At 67.0% G+C, this 15,652-nt stretch carries 19 protein-coding genes and 1 pseudogene; 9 read left to right on the top strand and 11 right to left on the bottom strand.

The window, feature by feature from the left end; translation table 11 throughout:
• Positions 1–28: 28 nt before the first annotated feature.
• From ACQ4LY_RS13870 to ACQ4LY_RS13850, 5 genes are all read right to left on the bottom strand, one after another.
• A complete protein-coding gene (locus ACQ4LY_RS13870; RefSeq protein ID WP_431072380.1) occupies positions 29–307 on the bottom strand; it encodes a hypothetical protein in 279 nt (92 codons plus the stop codon).
• Between the two features lie 6 nt (positions 308–313).
• Complete coding sequence (fliS, locus tag ACQ4LY_RS13865) at positions 314–724, bottom strand: flagellar export chaperone FliS (RefSeq protein WP_311244213.1); 411 nt, start codon at positions 722–724, stop codon at positions 314–316.
• Between the two features lie 59 nt (positions 725–783).
• Positions 784–2,148, bottom strand: a complete 1,365-nt coding sequence (fliD, locus tag ACQ4LY_RS13860; RefSeq protein ID WP_431072377.1) for a flagellar filament capping protein FliD — start codon at positions 2,146–2,148, stop codon at positions 784–786.
• A 101-nt stretch (positions 2,149–2,249) separates the two neighbouring features.
• The gene (locus tag ACQ4LY_RS13855; protein ID WP_431072375.1) at positions 2,250–3,074 is read right to left on the bottom strand and encodes a flagellin; all 825 of its coding nucleotides are present in this window, start codon (positions 3,072–3,074) and stop codon (positions 2,250–2,252) included.
• Between the two features lie 116 nt (positions 3,075–3,190).
• Positions 3,191–3,964, bottom strand: a complete 774-nt coding sequence (locus ACQ4LY_RS13850) for a sigma-70 family RNA polymerase sigma factor (RefSeq protein ID WP_431072373.1) — start codon at positions 3,962–3,964, stop codon at positions 3,191–3,193.
• 303 nt (positions 3,965–4,267) lie between these two features.
• On the opposite strand from ACQ4LY_RS13850, the gene ACQ4LY_RS13845 reads away from it, so the two are divergent.
• Positions 4,268–5,149, top strand: a complete 882-nt coding sequence (locus ACQ4LY_RS13845) for a manganese catalase family protein (protein WP_431072371.1) — start codon at positions 4,268–4,270, stop codon at positions 5,147–5,149.
• A gap of 90 nt (positions 5,150–5,239) precedes the next feature.
• Positions 5,240–5,540: pseudogene (locus ACQ4LY_RS13840) on the top strand (alcohol dehydrogenase catalytic domain-containing protein); the annotation flags it as partial.
• Between the two features lie 161 nt (positions 5,541–5,701).
• Here ACQ4LY_RS13840 and ACQ4LY_RS13835 read toward each other — a convergent pair.
• Both ACQ4LY_RS13835 and ACQ4LY_RS13830 read right to left on the bottom strand, forming a co-directional pair.
• Positions 5,702–6,454, bottom strand: a complete 753-nt coding sequence (locus ACQ4LY_RS13835; RefSeq protein ID WP_431072369.1) for an MBL fold metallo-hydrolase — start codon at positions 6,452–6,454, stop codon at positions 5,702–5,704.
• A 66-nt stretch (positions 6,455–6,520) separates the two neighbouring features.
• The gene (locus ACQ4LY_RS13830) at positions 6,521–7,264 is read right to left on the bottom strand and encodes an alpha/beta fold hydrolase (RefSeq protein WP_431072367.1); all 744 of its coding nucleotides are present in this window, start codon (positions 7,262–7,264) and stop codon (positions 6,521–6,523) included.
• Positions 7,265–7,515: 251 nt separating this feature from the next.
• Between ACQ4LY_RS13830 and ACQ4LY_RS13825 the strand changes: the two genes are divergently transcribed.
• From ACQ4LY_RS13825 to ACQ4LY_RS13815, 3 genes are read left to right on the top strand one after another with little or no spacing between them, the layout of a single operon-like run.
• On the top strand, positions 7,516–8,106 hold the full coding sequence (locus ACQ4LY_RS13825; protein WP_431072365.1) for a sulfite oxidase-like oxidoreductase: 591 nt from the start codon (positions 7,516–7,518) through the stop codon (positions 8,104–8,106).
• Positions 8,103–8,828, top strand: a complete 726-nt coding sequence (locus tag ACQ4LY_RS13820; RefSeq protein ID WP_431072363.1) for a ferredoxin reductase — start codon at positions 8,103–8,105, stop codon at positions 8,826–8,828. The genes ACQ4LY_RS13825 and ACQ4LY_RS13820 overlap by 4 nt, the downstream gene beginning before the upstream one ends.
• Positions 8,828–9,115, top strand: a complete 288-nt coding sequence (locus tag ACQ4LY_RS13815; protein WP_431072361.1) for a DUF6510 family protein — start codon at positions 8,828–8,830, stop codon at positions 9,113–9,115. The genes ACQ4LY_RS13820 and ACQ4LY_RS13815 overlap by 1 nt, the downstream gene beginning before the upstream one ends.
• Before the next feature lie 19 nt (positions 9,116–9,134).
• On the opposite strand, the gene ACQ4LY_RS13810 is transcribed toward ACQ4LY_RS13815, so the two are convergent.
• The 3 genes from ACQ4LY_RS13810 to ACQ4LY_RS13800 form a co-directional block, all read right to left on the bottom strand.
• Entirely contained in the window at positions 9,135–9,482 is a 348-nt protein-coding gene (locus tag ACQ4LY_RS13810; RefSeq protein ID WP_431072359.1) for a hypothetical protein, read from the bottom strand.
• Positions 9,483–9,583: 101 nt separating this feature from the next.
• Positions 9,584–10,312: a GAF and ANTAR domain-containing protein gene (locus ACQ4LY_RS13805; RefSeq protein WP_431072357.1), complete on the bottom strand. Its 729-nt coding sequence runs from the start codon at positions 10,310–10,312 to the stop codon at positions 9,584–9,586.
• The gene (locus ACQ4LY_RS13800; RefSeq protein ID WP_431072355.1) at positions 10,309–11,016 is read right to left on the bottom strand and encodes a GAF and ANTAR domain-containing protein; all 708 of its coding nucleotides are present in this window, start codon (positions 11,014–11,016) and stop codon (positions 10,309–10,311) included. The genes ACQ4LY_RS13805 and ACQ4LY_RS13800 overlap by 4 nt, the downstream gene beginning before the upstream one ends.
• Positions 11,017–11,147: 131 nt before the next feature.
• On the opposite strand from ACQ4LY_RS13800, the gene ACQ4LY_RS13795 reads away from it, so the two are divergent.
• The 4 genes from ACQ4LY_RS13795 to ACQ4LY_RS13780 are packed head-to-tail and all read left to right on the top strand — an operon-like array spanning position 11,148 to position 15,285.
• Complete coding sequence (locus tag ACQ4LY_RS13795) at positions 11,148–12,077, top strand: carbohydrate ABC transporter permease (protein ID WP_431072353.1); 930 nt, start codon at positions 11,148–11,150, stop codon at positions 12,075–12,077.
• The gene (locus ACQ4LY_RS13790) at positions 12,077–13,036 is read left to right on the top strand and encodes a carbohydrate ABC transporter permease (protein WP_431072351.1); all 960 of its coding nucleotides are present in this window, start codon (positions 12,077–12,079) and stop codon (positions 13,034–13,036) included. The genes ACQ4LY_RS13795 and ACQ4LY_RS13790 overlap by 1 nt, the downstream gene beginning before the upstream one ends.
• Before the next feature lie 49 nt (positions 13,037–13,085).
• On the top strand, positions 13,086–14,447 hold the full coding sequence (locus ACQ4LY_RS13785; protein ID WP_431072349.1) for an ABC transporter substrate-binding protein: 1,362 nt from the start codon (positions 13,086–13,088) through the stop codon (positions 14,445–14,447).
• Positions 14,448–14,484: 37 nt separating this feature from the next.
• Positions 14,485–15,285 carry an SDR family oxidoreductase gene (locus ACQ4LY_RS13780; RefSeq protein ID WP_431072347.1) on the top strand — a complete coding sequence of 267 codons (801 nt, stop codon included), beginning with the start codon at positions 14,485–14,487 and terminating at the stop codon, positions 15,283–15,285.
• An 11-nt stretch (positions 15,286–15,296) separates the two neighbouring features.
• Here ACQ4LY_RS13780 and ACQ4LY_RS13775 read toward each other — a convergent pair whose 3' ends face one another.
• Positions 15,297–15,626, bottom strand: a complete 330-nt coding sequence (locus ACQ4LY_RS13775; RefSeq protein ID WP_431072345.1) for a hypothetical protein — start codon at positions 15,624–15,626, stop codon at positions 15,297–15,299.
• Positions 15,627–15,652: the final 26 nt, after the last annotated feature.

Below are 15,652 nucleotides of genomic sequence, written 5' to 3'. Positions count from 1 at the left end.
AGTCGGTGCTCGCCGTAACCGCGAACGCTCACCCCTCGACGTCGAGGTAGATCGGGACGTCGTCTCGTCCGCTGGGGACGCGGCGCAGCGCAGCGATCTCGCGCGCCACGTGGGCGCGCGACGCGGTGAGTCCGCTGATCATGAGCTGCTGTCGGGTCAGCACCGCCTCGGCACGGGCCCTGAGCTCATCGGGTATCGGGCCGGACGGCGGTTCGAAGGCCTGCGGGTCGAGCGTCTCGTCTGCGGCATCGAGCGCACGCTCGAACTGCTCGAGAACCACGAGCCACTCGGTCAGGTTGTCGGGCACGTCGTCTCAGCCCAGAGCCGAGACGCGTGGCGCGGCCGCGGTCGTGATCTCGGCCGCCGCGTGCCACGCGTCACGCAGAGGTGCGACGAGGTCCCGGCACTCCGCGGTCGCGGCTCGGTCGCGCGAGATGTTCGCCGTGATCAGGCGGCCGGTGAGGTAGGTGTAGACACCGCGCAGTTCCTCTGCACCGTCCCAGACGTCGGTGAGCGAGCCGTTGAGCTCAGACACGATCCATTGCGCGTGAGTGAGGTGCGGGCCCGCGCCCGGCCAGTCCTCGGCATCCTGCGCGGATGCCGCGCGGTCGATGTCGACCAGCAGCCGATCGTAGAGCAGGGTGAGCAGACGCTCAGGCGTCGCCGAGGCCACCTGTTGCTCCAGGTACTGCTGCTTGGCCCGGTCGAGGGAGGTGAGTGCCATGAGTGCGAGCTCCGATTCGGTGGGGTGTCAGGAAGACGGGGTCTGGGTGCCGGAGGGGGTCAGGAGTCCGAGGACGACGAGAGTCCGGCGAGCTGGCTGGTCAGCCAGGACGACTGCGACTGCAGCTTCGAGAGCTGGACCTCCAGCTGCGCGTAGGTGCGCTCGAGAGTGGCCTGGCGCTGCTCGAGTCGGATGTCCCACCGCTCGACCTGGGTCTTGAGCGTCTTGACCTCGGCCTCCTGGCCGGTGATTCGCTGGGTGAGCAGACCGTCGTACTTGTCGGAGTACTGCGTCGTCACGCCCTCCACACGACCGGCGATCGACGAGAACAGCTCCTGTGTCTTCTCCGGATCCTCAGCCAGCGCTTTCGCGAACTTCTCGGCATCGAAGGAGAGCACGCCCTTGTCGCTGATCGAGATTCCGATCGTCGACGGCGAGACGCCGTCGACCGGATGCTGCATCGCGCTCGTGAGTGCACCGCGAAGATTTCGGACCGTGCTGTCGCCGGTGAAGACGCCCAGTGTGGTGGTCTCCCCGATTGCTCCGACCGTCGCCGTCGATCCTTTGTCGATGCGAGTCAGGAGCGCCGCGATCTCTTTGACGAACGTCTCCGCCGTCGTGGTCTGCTTCTTCGCATCCCGCGCCACGGTCACCGTCACGGGGTCGGCGCTCGCGGTCGTCACCGTGACCTCGATGCCCTCGCCCACGCTGATCGTGTTGCTGGCGCTGTTCAGCGTCTGCTCGGCGGCCGTGCCGGCGAACAGACGGATGCGGGCGTCAGCGCCCTGCGTGATGGTTGCGGCACCCGGCGCCTTCCCGAGGTCCGTCGAGGTCCCCGCGGCGACCTCGGCGGCCGTGCCCCTGTGCACGGTGAACTCGCCGGCAGCCCCGGTCTCGATCGACGTCAGCTGGATGCGCGACAGCGGCTTGCCGTCGGCATCCGTCCCGGCCGGGACGACAGTGGCGCTGACTCCAGCCTTCGAGGCGTTGATCGCCTTGGCGAGATCCTGCGGGCCGGTGCCCACCGGAGTCACTTCGACGGACTCGCCGTCGGATCCGACGAGCGTGAACGTGCCACCCCATGCGGTGGATCCTCCCGCGGCGGTCACGACCGAGTGTGCGGTGGCGACGGCATCGACGACAACCGCGGTCGAGAACGCGCTGGCCTTCTCGCCGGCCGTGACCGTGACGGTGTCCGATGAGGAGGACGCGGTGAAGGAGGCCAGCGACGTCGCACCCGCTGCGGTCTTCGCCTTCGTGACGAGGTCCTGCAGCGTGGTGTTGAGCGACTGGAGGTTCGTGATGATCGAGTTGCGGTCTGTGATCTTGTTCGTGATCAGCGTCTTCGGGATCGCCGAGACGTCCATCAGCGCCTTGATGAGCTCTTCGGTCTTGAGCCCTGATACCAGTCCGTCGAGTTTCATCCCGGTCGTCTTCCGTGCGATGCGGTCAAGGTGTCCTACAGGAAGGCGCCCGAGCGGAGGTGACTCCGCCCGGGCGCCCGATGCGCCTCAGGCGCAGCGACTCAACGGAGAAGCTGCAGGACGCCCTGGCCCGACTGGTTCGCCTGCGCGAGCATGGCGGTGCCGGCCTGCTGCAGGATGTTCGAGGCGGTGTACTTGACCATCTCGGCGGCCATGTCGGTGTCCGCGATGCGGCTCTTCGCTGCCGCGAGGTTCTCGGCCGAGACCTGCAGCGAGTTGATCGTCGACTCGAAGCGGTTCTGCACCGCACCGAGACCGGCGCGAGCCGTCGAGACACCCGTGATCTGCGTGTCGACCGTAGCGATCGCCGCGAGAGCGGTGGCTGCGGAATCGACGGTCAGGCCGCTGATCGTCGCACCGAGGCCCGAGAAGTTGGTCAGGGTGACCGCGATCTGGTCCTCTGCGGCCTCCGAGCCTGCGCCGACCTGGAACGTCAGCGTGCTCGCGCTGTCGAGCAGCTTGATCCCGTTGAAGTTCGTGCTGGCCGCGACGCGGGTGAGCTCCTCGCCGAGCGTGTTGATCTCGGTCTTGATGGCGTCACGCGACTCGACGTTGTTCGAGTCCGAACCCGCCTGCACAGCGAGGTCGCGGACACGCTGCAGGATCGAGTGGACCTCTGTCAGGGCGCCTTCTGCGGTCTGGATGACCGAGATGCCGTCCTGGGCGTTGCGGGCCGCGACGTTCAGGCCGTTGACCTGCGAACGCAGGCCCTCGGAGATGGCGAGGCCGGCGGCGTCATCGGCTGCGCGGTTGATGCGCAGACCGCTCGAGAGCTTCTCGAGCGACTTCGAGACGTCGTTCTGGTTGACGGACAGGTTGCGGTACGCGTTGAGTGCACCGACGTTGGTTGCGATCTGAAGACCCATGAGAATTCCTCCGTGGTTATGGGACCGAATGCGGGTCCATCCGTGGACCTGCACAACCGATATTCGCGACATGCGCCGCCGGCGTAACCACGGATCGTCAAGATTCTGACGTCGGCTCAGCTCGCGACGAGGAGCTCACTCGATCGATCGCGCGCGTCGACGCGGGCGGGGCCGAACAGCGCCTCGAAGAACTCGGTCTTCGCCTTGGTCGAGCGGTCACCCGTCGTGCCGTTCTCCCAGGCCTCCATCGCCTCGCGCACGAGGGCGAGGCCGCGCGAGCGCAGCTTCGACACGTAGGCGTGGCTGACTGCGAGCTCCTCGGCGATGTCCTTGACCATCCGATCCTCGAGATAGATGCCGCGCACGACCTGCTGCATCGCCGCAGGAAGAGCGTCGACCACGCGATTGACCATCGCGCGCGTCTCGGACTGCTCGACCGCGTGCTCGGGGAGGATCACGCTGTCGGTCAGATCCACCGCCTGGCGACCGGTCTCGGCATCGAAGTGCTCCTCGAAGCTGATGGCGGTTCGCACCATCTCGTCGAGCTGCATCATCTCGGCGACGGCATCGACCTCGAGTCCGGACTCCTTTGCGAGCTCGGCAAGGGTAGCCGTACGCCCGGTGCGGGCGAGCACGGTCTCTGCAGCCACGCGCACCCGTTCGATCTTGTCGCGGCCGCGTTCGCCGGCGGGATCTGCTCGCCGCATCTCCGAGAGCATCGCCCAGTTGATCTGACTGCTGGCGAAGGCTCCGAACGGAATGCCGCGGGACGGATCGTACGTCATCGCCGCGCGGGCGAGGCCCAGTCGTGCGGCGGAGAGCAGATCGTCGAGATCGACGTGGGTCGCCGACCGCGCCTTCTCGACCGCGAGGAAGGTGGCGAGAGGCATGTTCTCACGCGCGAGCCGATCGGGGGTGGGGGGTGCGTCGGCAATGGTGCTGAGATCAGCGAAAACACCAGAATTACTCAGCAATGTGACTCCGTGGCTTGATCAACTGTTTTACGAGTGAAGCTAGCACGAACATCACGTTTATGAGTAAAAAACGCACGAACCAATTTTCGAAGATTCGGCGAATCGGATCATCGGCTGCCGGATTATCCTCGCCGTCCGGCGGTCTGTGAAGCCCGTGTTCCTCGGCCGACGCGAACGCGTCTCATGGGCACCCATCACGATCCGACCAGAAAGGCAGCCATGTTCTTCCATCGTCAAGAACTTCAGTTCACCGCCACACCCGAAGCCCCGGATGCCGTCTACGCCCGAAAACTGCAGGAGGTCCTGGGTGGTCAGTACGGCGAGATCACGGTGGCCATGCAGTATCAGTTCCAGGCGTGGAACATGCATATCCCCGGCAAGTACCGCGACCTGGTCTTCGGCATCGGTGCCGAAGAGATGGGTCACGTCGAGATGCTCGCGATCATGATCGCGCAGCTGCTCGAGAAGTCGCCGCTCGGTATCACCGAGGATGCCGTCCAGGACGACCCGACGGTCGCCGCGATCATCGGAGGCACCGACGTCCAGCAGGGCATCGTCGCGGGCGCGGGAGCGCGACCCGTCGACAGCAACGGCAATCCATGGCAGGGCTCGTACATCACGTCGAGCGGGAATCTGCTCGCGGACTTCACCGCCAACGCGAACGCCGAGATGCAGGGCCGCGTACAGGTCGCCCGGCTGTACCACATGACGGACGATCACGGAGTGCGCGATCTTCTGAGCTTCCTGCTCGCGAGAGACACCATGCACCAGAACCAGTGGCTCGCTGCTGTCGAGGAGCTCAAGGCCGAAGGCGCCGAGACCCTTCCCGTCCCGAGCAACTTCCCCCTGTCGAAGGAGCATCGCGACGTCTCGTACCAGTACTTGAACTTCAGTGACGGTCCCGCAGCCGCAGAGGGCAGTTGGGCGAGCGGACCCACCCCTGACGGCCACGGCGAGTTCAGCTATCACGAGGGTCCGACGACCACCGCGCCGATGCCTCCGCCCACGCACCCCGACTCGCGCTTCTACGGCACGACCGAGCTGCCCAACGTGGTTGAGAAGGTGGCGGGAGCGGTTCACGACATGACGAACAAGGAGTGAGGCCACGACATCCGGTCGGGGTCGGCGCTGCGGGCCGACCCCGACCGGTGGGGCCGACGGAGAACCAGATAGCGAGTCGGAGGAGCGTACTTCGACAGCATGATGCCTGACACGCGCAGCGGTCACACCTTCGGGCATGAGATCGTCGGCGTCGTCGAAGAGGTGGGCTCCTCGGTCCAGACCCTGGAGCGCGGCGATCGGGTCATGGTTCCTTTCAATCTGCTGCGGCTCGTGCTTCTTCTGCAGTCGCGGGCTCTTCTCGAACTGCCACAACGTGAATCCGAACGCGGCGGAGTTCGTGCGCGACCCGTTCGCAGACGTGGGCCCTTCCGTCGTCCCCGACTGGCTGAGCTCCGAGGACGCCCTCCTGCTCCCTCCCGTGTTCGGCACCGCCCAGCCGCTGCACGGGGTCTCGGCGTGACCCGTCGATTCGCCTATGACCGGTTCAGCGAGATCGTCGCCAGCCCGTGGATCCTCACCGTCGCGGCGACTGCGGCAGCGGTGCAGCGCGCCCGTCGATCGCGCTGAGCACGGATGGCGCGGCGCCCGTCTTCAGTGGGCGCCGCGTCGTGCGGCTTCCGCGACCGCCGCCGCGATCCCGTCGCGCCAGGGCACGCCGTGTCCGGGCAGCACGAGCTGAGCCGACGTCTCGGCGAGTGTGTCGAGCGAGGCGAGCGCCCGTGCGGTGTCGGCGGTCGCGGCGCGCGCGATGATCTGGGGACCTGCCTCGCCGGTGTAGGGATCGAGGGTCACGAGCGCGTCGCCCGAGAGCAGGATCCCCTCGTCCTCGAAGAACACGGCGCAGTGCCCTGCCGTGTGACCGGGAGTCCAGAGCGCGGTCGGCGCACCGGGGGCGTCGACGGGCTGCCCGTGGTGGATCCGACCGAGGGCGTCCACGCCGCGCACGCCGAGCGCCCCGTGCGCCGCCATCCGAGCGATCACGGGGATGCCGCGCGGGTGCGAGAGCAGATACGGCACCCGCGGACTCGCAGGTCGATAGCTGTACGGATGCCGGGCGAGGCGCGCGTCCGCGGAATGCACGAGCACCGTCGCCCCGTGAGCGCGGATGCTCGACGCGACTCCTACGTGATCGAAGTGCCCGTGGGTCAGCATCACCGCGTCGATGTCCGACTCGCGGGCGCCCAGGTGTTCGAGCAGCGCGTGCAGCGGTCGTCGACTGCCGGGCAGTCCTGCGTCGACGAGCGTGAGCCCATCGACTGCCTTGATCAGGTAGCAGTTCACCTCGGCGACCGATACGCAGAAGAAGCCGGGTGCCACCTCCGTGAAGGATCGAGTGCGATTCATGCGGCCACGCTACGAATCCCGACTCTCGTCGGAGACGGTCTTGACATCGCGCTGATCGAAGGAGCGCTATCGGCGCGGCGACCCCGGCGGTCGCCCCGACCGCCATCCCGGTGTCGGTTCCAGAATGCTGTCTGCAACCGCATCCGGCGCAGATCGCTGTACGACGTGATGTCTGCCGGGAATCGCGACGATGTCCGCGTCGCGGGCGTTGGACGCGAGGCGATCGCACCATGCGGCACCGGCGATCGGGTCCTTCGCTCCGCGGAGGACGAGCAGCGGCACGGTGAGACTCCCAACCCGATCCTCGGTGGGATAACGCAGCATGTGAGCAGCTTGTCGCAGATACCAGCGCGGGCCGCACCTCACGTAGTCGCTGAAGACGATGACGTTCGTGGCCGGGGTCTCCCCCAACGTGTCGACAGCCAGCGCACGCGCCTGTGCGCCGAGGCTGCGATGCGCGTCGTCGACGACCGGCCCGATCGCGACCACTCGGGCGATCCGCGCCGGATGGCGAACCGCGGTCTCGACTGCCCACTGGACTCCCATCGAGTGGCCGACGAGAATCACCGGGCCGCCGCTCACTTCGGGCATGAGCTCTCCGATGGCGTCGGCCATCTCTTCCACGGTGATGTCGTGGGCGGGCTTGGGAAGGCCCCCGAAACCCGGCAGGTCGAGGGAGACGACGCGAACCGACCGAGCGAGTACGTGGTGCAGTCGCGCGAAGTAACGGTGAGACATCCCGATGCCGTGGATCAGCACGATCGTCTCGGTCGCGTCATCCGCCCGGCTCTCGATCACGCGGAACCGCATCCCGCGCACGGTCAGCCTGCGTTCTCCGGATCGTCGACTCTGCGACCCGCGCACTGCTCAGAGCCGTTCGGGATCTGCGTTCGCCGTCATGCCGACCATCTTCTCGTGCGCCAGTCGTCCACGACAGGTGCGACACCGCGCCCGACGGTCCTAGACTCGGGGCGACCCGCGCGTGCCGCGTTCGACACCTGCAGGAGGCGACCGCCCGATCGATCGGGTGGAATGAGTGGGACCAACGAAAGAAGGCGATCATGGCTGTGATCTCCCGCGGCTTCGGCGCCCGGCGACGCGAGTCGGATGACCGGCTCCCCCCGGGTCAGTACCTCACCGAGGACTTCCCGGTGCTCTCGGCCGGACCGACACCCCGAGTCGCGACCGACACCTGGGAGTTCGCGGTCGTCGGGCTCGACGGCATTCGCCGCACCTGGTCGTGGGATGACCTGCAGGCGCTCCCGATCGATACGATCACCACCGACATCCACTGCGTGACGCGGTGGTCGAAGCTGGGCACGCAGTGGCGCGGAGTCTCGCTCGATCATCTGCTGCAGGGTGCCGGAGAAGGCGACTTCACCCGGGTCTTCTCCTACGGCGGGTACACGACGAATGTTCCCCGCGCCGACCTGACCGGCGGCAGGGCGTGGATCGCATTCGAGTTCGAGGGTGAGCCCCTCGCAGCAGAGCACGGCGGCCCCGCCCGACTTCTCGTCCCGCACCTCTACTTCTGGAAATCCGCGAAGTGGGTCCACGGCGTGGATCTGCTCGAGAACGACGAACCCGGATTCTGGGAGCAGAACGGGTACAACATGTACGGCGATCCGTGGAAAGAGGAGCGTTACTGGTGACCTCGTCGTCGCTGTGGCTTGTCGCCAGTGTCATCGAGGTCCGACGAGCCACCCCGCATGGCCGGGTGCTCTCCCTGCGGGTCGACGGTTGGCCGGGGAACCTCGCCGGCCAGCACGTCGATGTGCGCCTGACCGCTGAGGACGGCTATCAGGCCGTGCGGTCGTACTCGCTCGCATCGTCCGGGGAGGGCCACGTGCTCGAGCTGGCCGTCGACGAGGTGCCGGAGGGCGAGGTCTCTCCGTATCTCGTCGAGGATGTCCGGCCCGGCGACGAGCTGGAGGTCCGCGGTCCGATCGGCGCCTACTTCGTGTGGACCCCGGCCCAGCATGAGCCCGTTCAGCTCATCGCGGGCGGGTCAGGGATAGTGCCCCTCCTCGCGATGGCCCGGGAACATGCGCGCTCGGCCAGCTCCGCACCGATGCGGCTCCTGTACGCGGTGCGCTCCGCGGACGACGCGTTCTACGCGGCCGAACTGGGCGATCTCGCCGACGACGCCTTCAGCGTCGACTGGGCGTACAGCCGCTCGGCACCGGTCGGCTTCGCTCGCCCCGCGGGCAGGGTGGATGCCGCGACGCTCGAGGCCTCGACCATCCCCGCTGCGCAGCGCCCCTCGGTGTACGTCTGCGGGCCGACCGGCTTCGTCGAGGCGGTCGCAGATCTGCTGGTCGCTGTGGGGCATCCGCCCGACCGCATCCGTACCGAGCGTTTCGGAGGTGCCTGATGGACGCTGCCCACCCCGGCCATCGCACGAGAGTCGACGGCAACGCCGCCGGCGGGATCCTGCTCGAACTGTTCGGCAGGGACATGACCGGTGCTCGGGCCACTTGCACGCGCTGCGATCGCAAAGCCGTGCTCGGCGACGCCGTCGCAGAACTGGATCCGGCCGGCGTGATCCTCTTGTGTCGCGGATGCGGACACACCCTGTTGACCTGTCTTCTGATCGACGGGCGATACTCGCTCGATGTTGGCGCTCTCTCCCGCCTGGAGTGGGCCTCCGACGGCGACTAGCTCGCTCGCGTGCGCGGGCTCAGACCAGGTCCGATTCGCACTCCGGGTCGAACACCTGGGGCACGTCAGCGGAGTCGAATGCGCTCGTCGCAGTCGGCGTGAGCGCGTGCGCGCGAGCCCGGATCCCGGCGGCTGCCTTATCGTCGTCGTCGATCTGCGGTGAGAGCTCCGCGTGCACCACGGCGATCGGCAGCATGGCTCCGAGCGTCACCCGCACACTCGACCGACCGCCCGCGGGGCCGCCGATCGGAATCTCGACCACATCCGATCGCCGCTCCTCCGCCAGGGCCTTCCAGTACTCCAGCACCGCGTCTGCGGTCGCGTCGCCGGTCAGGTAGGTGCCGACCTGGGTGATGAGGGACTTCATGATCACTCCCGGAACTGTTGACGGTTGCATTCGCTACCGGGTCCGGGGCAGCGATTCCACGCTAGGCCCGTTCCTCCGCGAGGTCGACCCCCCTTGCGTTTTCAGGCTTCGGGTGATTCAAACCTGATGTCGCGGCGCACGATGCGCTCAGCCACCTCGCTCAGACGCAGGCCGTGATCACGGGCGAAGGTGCGCATGAGCGTGAAGGCGTCGGGGATCGACACCCCCGCAGTGAACGAGACCACGCCCTTGGCCTGCTCGATCATCACCCGGCTGTTCAGTGCGGTCTGCAGCTGGGACGAGAGCGATTCCTGCTCTCGCAGGCTCCGCTCGTGCAGGATCCCGATCGTGGCCACATCAGCGAACGCTCGCGCCGCGGAGAGGTCTTCCGCGGGCGGCGACCCGGTGTCGGATCGGAGAAGGTTGAGGGTGCCGATCGTCGTGTTCCGCAGCCGCATCGGTATCGCCTCGATAGCCGCGAAGCCGTTCTCCAGCGCCGCCTGGCGGAACACCGGCCACTTCCCTGAACCGGCGGCTATGTCGGGAACCGATACCGCCGTCCCCGTCACGAAGCACTCGACACAGGGTCCCGCCTCCGCACCGAGTTGGATCACCTCGACGAGTTCCGTCGCCTCGCTCGTGGATGCGACGAGTTCGAGATCACCCGCGGGGTCGGCGAGAAGGATGCCGGCGTCACTCGCGTCCAGCAGCTCCTGACACGCATCCACGAGTGTCTGCAGCAGGTCCACGACGTCGTAGTCGTCGACCATCGTGTCCGCGAGCATGGCGAAGAGCTCCAGCAGCCGAGCCTCGCGCGTGGGCGCGGTCATGACCCCGCCTCGATTCCGCCTGACGTGCGCGAGAAGCGGAGAGTACCGTCGACCACCGCCTGCGCGACCTCCATGACGCGCTTTCCGGTCGAGAAAGCCCGCGCCTGGAGCATGAGCAGCGCGTCGTCCGGACCGATGTCGAGCTGTGCGAGGACGATGCCCGTGGCCTGGTGCACGGTTCGCCGAGAGTAGATTCCCGTCTGCGCGTCGTTGTCCGCGAAGGCCGACAGAGCGTCCCTCAGCACATGCCGGCTCACCACGTCGGCCATGGCGCGCGCCTGAGTGCACTCGCCCGGGGTGAGAGCGACCGGCTCTGCCGAGTAGAGATCGACCGCCCCCATCTTGATCTCGCCGACCGACAGCGGGAAGGCGAACATCGACGCGACCTCCGCGTCGTCCTCCACAGCCGACGCGAAGGCGGGCCACCGAGAGACGCCGCGGTGCCGGAAGTCGGGCTCGAGGACAGCGGCAGAGGTGCGCATGGCCTCCCAGCACGGGCCTTCACCGAGGTCGAACTGGAGCTCATCCAGGCGTGCCGCCACGTCGTCGGTCGCGGAGATCGTCTCGCTCCCGAGCACGTCCCCTACGGTCGAGACCGCGGCACCCGTGACCGGGAACCGATCGATGAAGAAACCACTGAGCGCGTCCAGCTGACGACCGGAGCGCTCCAGATCGCTCAGCGCATCGTCGAATGACTCACTCATAATGCTCTTCACGATACCGCCAGCCGACGGGCGGCGCGATGGAGGCATCTACGAAGTCCGAGAGTTGCACAACAACCGTTCGGTGACAAGCCCCGGGCCGGTTTCTCCCTGCGCGTCTAACTTCTCCTCTCATGAAGACCGCATCCCGGCAGCGCGCGCAACGCGATCCGTACAACAGGCGTGAGGTCCTGGCCGGATACCTGTTCATCTCGCCATGGATCCTGGGATTCCTGATCTTCACGGCGGGTGCGATGGCGTACAGCCTCTACATCTCGTTCAGCAACTACAACCTCGCCACCAACTCGGCACGTCCGATCGGCATCGCCAACTACGCCGAGCTCTTCGACGACCCTCGGGTCGGGCTCTCGCTCGCCAACACGCTGTTCTACGTCGTGATGGCCGTGCCTCTCGAGATCATCTTCGCGCTCGTCCTCGCGCTGCTGCTCAATCGGGTGGGCCGCGGTGCCGGCTTCTTCCGGGTGCTCTACTACCTGCCCAAGATGACCCCCGCCGTCGCCACGGCCGCCGTCTTCTTCCTCCTGCTCAACGGCAACTCGGGGGCGATCAACCAGTTTCTCCGCGTGTTCGGCATCTCGGGGCCGCAGTGGCTGGTCGACCCGGCATGGGTCAAACCGAGCATCGTCATCATGACGCTCTGGACGGTCGCCGGAACGATGGTGATCTTCCTCGCCGCGCTCAAGAACGTGCCGATCGAGCTCTACGAGGTGGCGTCGCTCGACGGGGCCGGGCCCATCCGCCGGTTCTTCTCGATCACTCTGCCAATGATCTCGGGAGCCATGTTCTTCAACGTCATCGTCCTCTCGATCGCGGCCTTCCAGATCTTCGACCAGGCCTATCTGCTCTTCTGGCGAGATCAGAGCAACGCCTCCCCCGAGGCGTCGCTGTTCTATGCCATCTACCTGTTCCAGCAGGCCTTCCGCCAGTTCGACTTCGGCTTCGCGGCCGCGATGGCCTGGCTGCTGTTCGTGATCATCATGCTGATCACGCTCATCCAGGTGAAGGTCGGCAACCGCTTCGTCTACTACGAGGGAGACCGCTGATGTCGACGACGATCCGACCTGTCCCGCTCACCCCGCCTCCCGGGCCGGAGCCCCGCACCGACACGGTCTCGGTCACGACCCCCGGGCAGCCGCGCAGACGTCGACGCCTCGCACGACCGAAGAGCCTGCTCGCACGCATCCTGCTCACGATCGTTCTGATCGGCTTCGGCCTGCTGTTCCTCTACCCCTTCGTCTGGTTGATCGCCGCGAGCCTGAAGCCCCGGGGAGAGGTGTTCGACAACAGTCTCTTCCCGCGCACCTTCGTTCCCGAGAACTACATCGAGGTGTGGAATCAGCTGCCGTTGCTGAGCTGGGTGTGGAACAGCGTCGCCATCGCCCTGCTCGCTGCGGGCACCGTCGCCATCTCGAGCTCGATCGTGGCCTTCGGGTTCGCCTACTTCCGATTCCCGGGCCGCAAGCTGCTGTTCGGACTGGTGCTGGCGACGATGATGCTGCCGGGAGCGGTGACGATGATCCCGGTCTACCTCATCTGGAAGCAGACCGGCATGCTCGGCACCTGGGTTCCGCTGTGGGGTATGAACCTGTTCGGCTCCGCCTTCTACATCTTCCTGCAGCGCCAGTTCTTCCTCGGACTTCCCCGAGAGCTGTTCGAGGCTGCGCGACTCGACGGAGCGAGCGCCTGGGGCCTGTTCTGGCGCATCGCGATGCCGCTCTCGATCCCGTCGTTCGTGATCGTGTTCCTCTTCGAGTTCCAGGCCAGCTGGAACAACCTGCAGGCTTCGCTGATCTACCTCAACGCCGGGTCCGTCGACGAGTTCACCGCGCCTCTCGGCATCGCCTACGCGATGACGAAGTACAGCCCGACCGCCGGCGGTCACGGCGACTACCAGTACGTGATGGTGGCATCGCTCATCGTGACCCTGCCGATGCTGCTGCTCTTCGCCTTCGCCCAGCGGTATTTCATCGAGGGCGTCGCGACGCAGGGGCGCAAGGGCTGATCCCGATCTCGCAGGGCGGGTATCCGCCCCCACATGAATGGAGAACGACATGAAGACACGAATCCTCGGAGCCGCCGCAGCCGTGACGGCATCCGCTCTGCTGCTCAGCGGGTGCGGTGGGGGAAGCGGCGAGAGCGCCGCAGAGTCGGTCGACTTCGGCGCGGACGCCACCGGAACCCTGAAGGCCTGGGGCTTCGAGAACGCCGATGACGTCGGCACCTCGCGCATGGACTATGCCGCCGAGCAGCTCTCGGATGTCGAGGTCGACCTCGACGCCACGGCGTTCGACGCGCAGAAGTTCACCACCCGCATCGCGAGCGGCGATGTGCCCGATGTCGTGCAGATGGACCGACGCTACGTCACGACGTATGCGGCACAGGATCTGATCATGCCGTTGGACGCGTGCTTCGAGGCGCACAATGTCTCGCCACGGGATCACTGGTATCCCTTCGTCGTCGACGACGTGACGTACGAGGACGGCGTGTGGGCCGTGCCGCAGTTCTACCAGCCGCCGGCGATCCTGCTGAACAAGGCGGTGCTCGCCGAGGCCGGTGTCTCGGCCGAGGAGTTCGATACGTCGAAGCCGGATGCCCTGATGGGAGCGATCGAGAAGATCTACCAGGAGTCGGGCGGAGTGCCGACCCGCCTGGGCTTCGACCCGGTCGCGACCGGCCAGGGCGGGCTCTGGGTGCTGGCGATGGGCGGGCAGCTCAACGATGAAGACGGAGCTCCCACGCTCGACGATCCGAGCAACGTCGCAGGTCTCGAGATGCTGAAGGAGATCACGGACGCCCAGGGCGGATTCGCGTCGGTGAAGAGCTTCACCGACTCCTTCGACACCTTCGGCGACAACAACCAGTACGTGGCGGGGCAGGTCGGCGGGCAGGTCAACGCCCAGTGGTACCCCAACGTGCTCTCCCCGTATGTCGACCAGCTCGAGCTCGAAGCGGTCCCGTTCCGCTCATCGGACGGCGAGCCCTTCTCGGTCGCGTCAGGCACGGCGTTCGTGATCCCGGTCGGTGCGGAGAACCCCGCAGCTGCCTGCGCCTGGATGGTGGAACTCACCTCCGACGAGGCCTGGAACGCGGCCGGCGAGGCGCGCGCCGAGGTCCGCGAGCAGGATGGCGGCATCAACACCGGCCTCTTCACCGGGTCGCCGGCATCTGACCAGGAGATCCGCGATCAGTGGGTCGCCGAGAGCGGCAACGCCGGATTCGATCAGGTGATCTCGACCTACTACGACGTAGTCGAGTACGGAGAGTCGTTCGGCTCGTCGCCTGCCGGTCAGGAGATCCAGAACGAGCTGAACAACGCCATCACTGCGGCGCTGCTCGGCGACAAGTCCATCGAGGATGCCCTGGCTGACGCGCAGGACGCGGCGATGCGCGCATACGAGAAGACGGCGGGCTGACCGCGACCTGGATGATTCATCGACGAGAGGAGTCGACATGACTGACCACACACCCCGCAGGGCGATCGTCACGGCCGGCGATTCGGGAATCGGCCGCGCCACGGCGGTGGCGCTCGCCACCGCCGGGATGGACGTGGCGATCACGTGGCATTCCGATCAGGCGGGCGCCGAGCAGACCGCCGAGGAGGTGCGCACCCACGGGGCGCGCGCGATCACAGGGCAGCTCGACGTCGCCGACATCCCTGCGTGCGGCGACCTGATCGACGGCCTGATCGCGGAGCTGGGCGGCCTCGACGTCTTCGTGAACAATGCGGGGACCGGGACGTCGACCCCGTTCCTCGACCTCGCGTTGGATGACTGGAAGCACGTCATCGACACCGACCTCACCGGTGCCTTCGTCTGCCTGCAGCGCGCCGCGCGCGCGATGGTCGCGGCGGGCAACGGCGGCCGTCTGATCGCCGTGACCAGCGTGCACGCGCATCAGCCGATGGTCGGGTCGAGCGCGTACGACGCCGCGAAGCACGGACTCGACGGACTTATGAAGAACCTCGCCCTCGAGCTGGGCTCGGCGGGGATCAGCGCGGTCAGCGTCGCCCCCGGCGAGATCGCGACCCCGATGACCGGGCAGACGGATGTGGATCCTCACACGCAGGACCGCCCCGGCATCCCGCTGGGACGCCCGGGGGACGCGCGCGAGGTCGCTGCGCTGATCGCGTTCCTCACGTCGCCTCCGGCCGCCTACATCTCCGGGGCGTCGGTGGTGATCGACGGAGGGATGCTGCAGATGGGGCCGCAGGCCGGCGCGAGCATCGAGTCGCACGAGTGGCGGAAGGCCTGACCCCCGCGCGGCTAGATCTCCTCGCTGCTCTCGAGGAGCCACGGGGGCTCCGTCTCGGTCACGACGGTGGAGCGCGACGACGCGATGCGGTCGCGCATCTCCTGCACGGGCTCCCAGTTGTCCGGCTCCTCGAGCTGGGAGTTGGTCGACTCGACCATGAGCTCAGTGCTCGGCGTGAGCAGGAAAGATGCGTCGACGATGTTCCCGTCCGGGCTGACGACCCGCAGGGTCACCGTGTCGGCGCTCCCCTCGCTCGCCAGCACTCGCGCGTAGTCCATCAGCGTGTCCGCCGCGTCATCACCCACGAGAACCGACTTCTCGGCATACTTCACGTGCTTCATCATCCGCTCCTGTCGATCGGTTTCGT

Origin of the sequence: Microbacterium phyllosphaerae, assembly GCF_050628115.1 — a bacterium.
GTDB classification, from domain to species: Bacteria; Actinomycetota; Actinomycetes; order Actinomycetales; family Microbacteriaceae; genus Microbacterium; species Microbacterium phyllosphaerae_A.
This window is presented reverse-complemented; position numbering and strand designations above follow the sequence as displayed.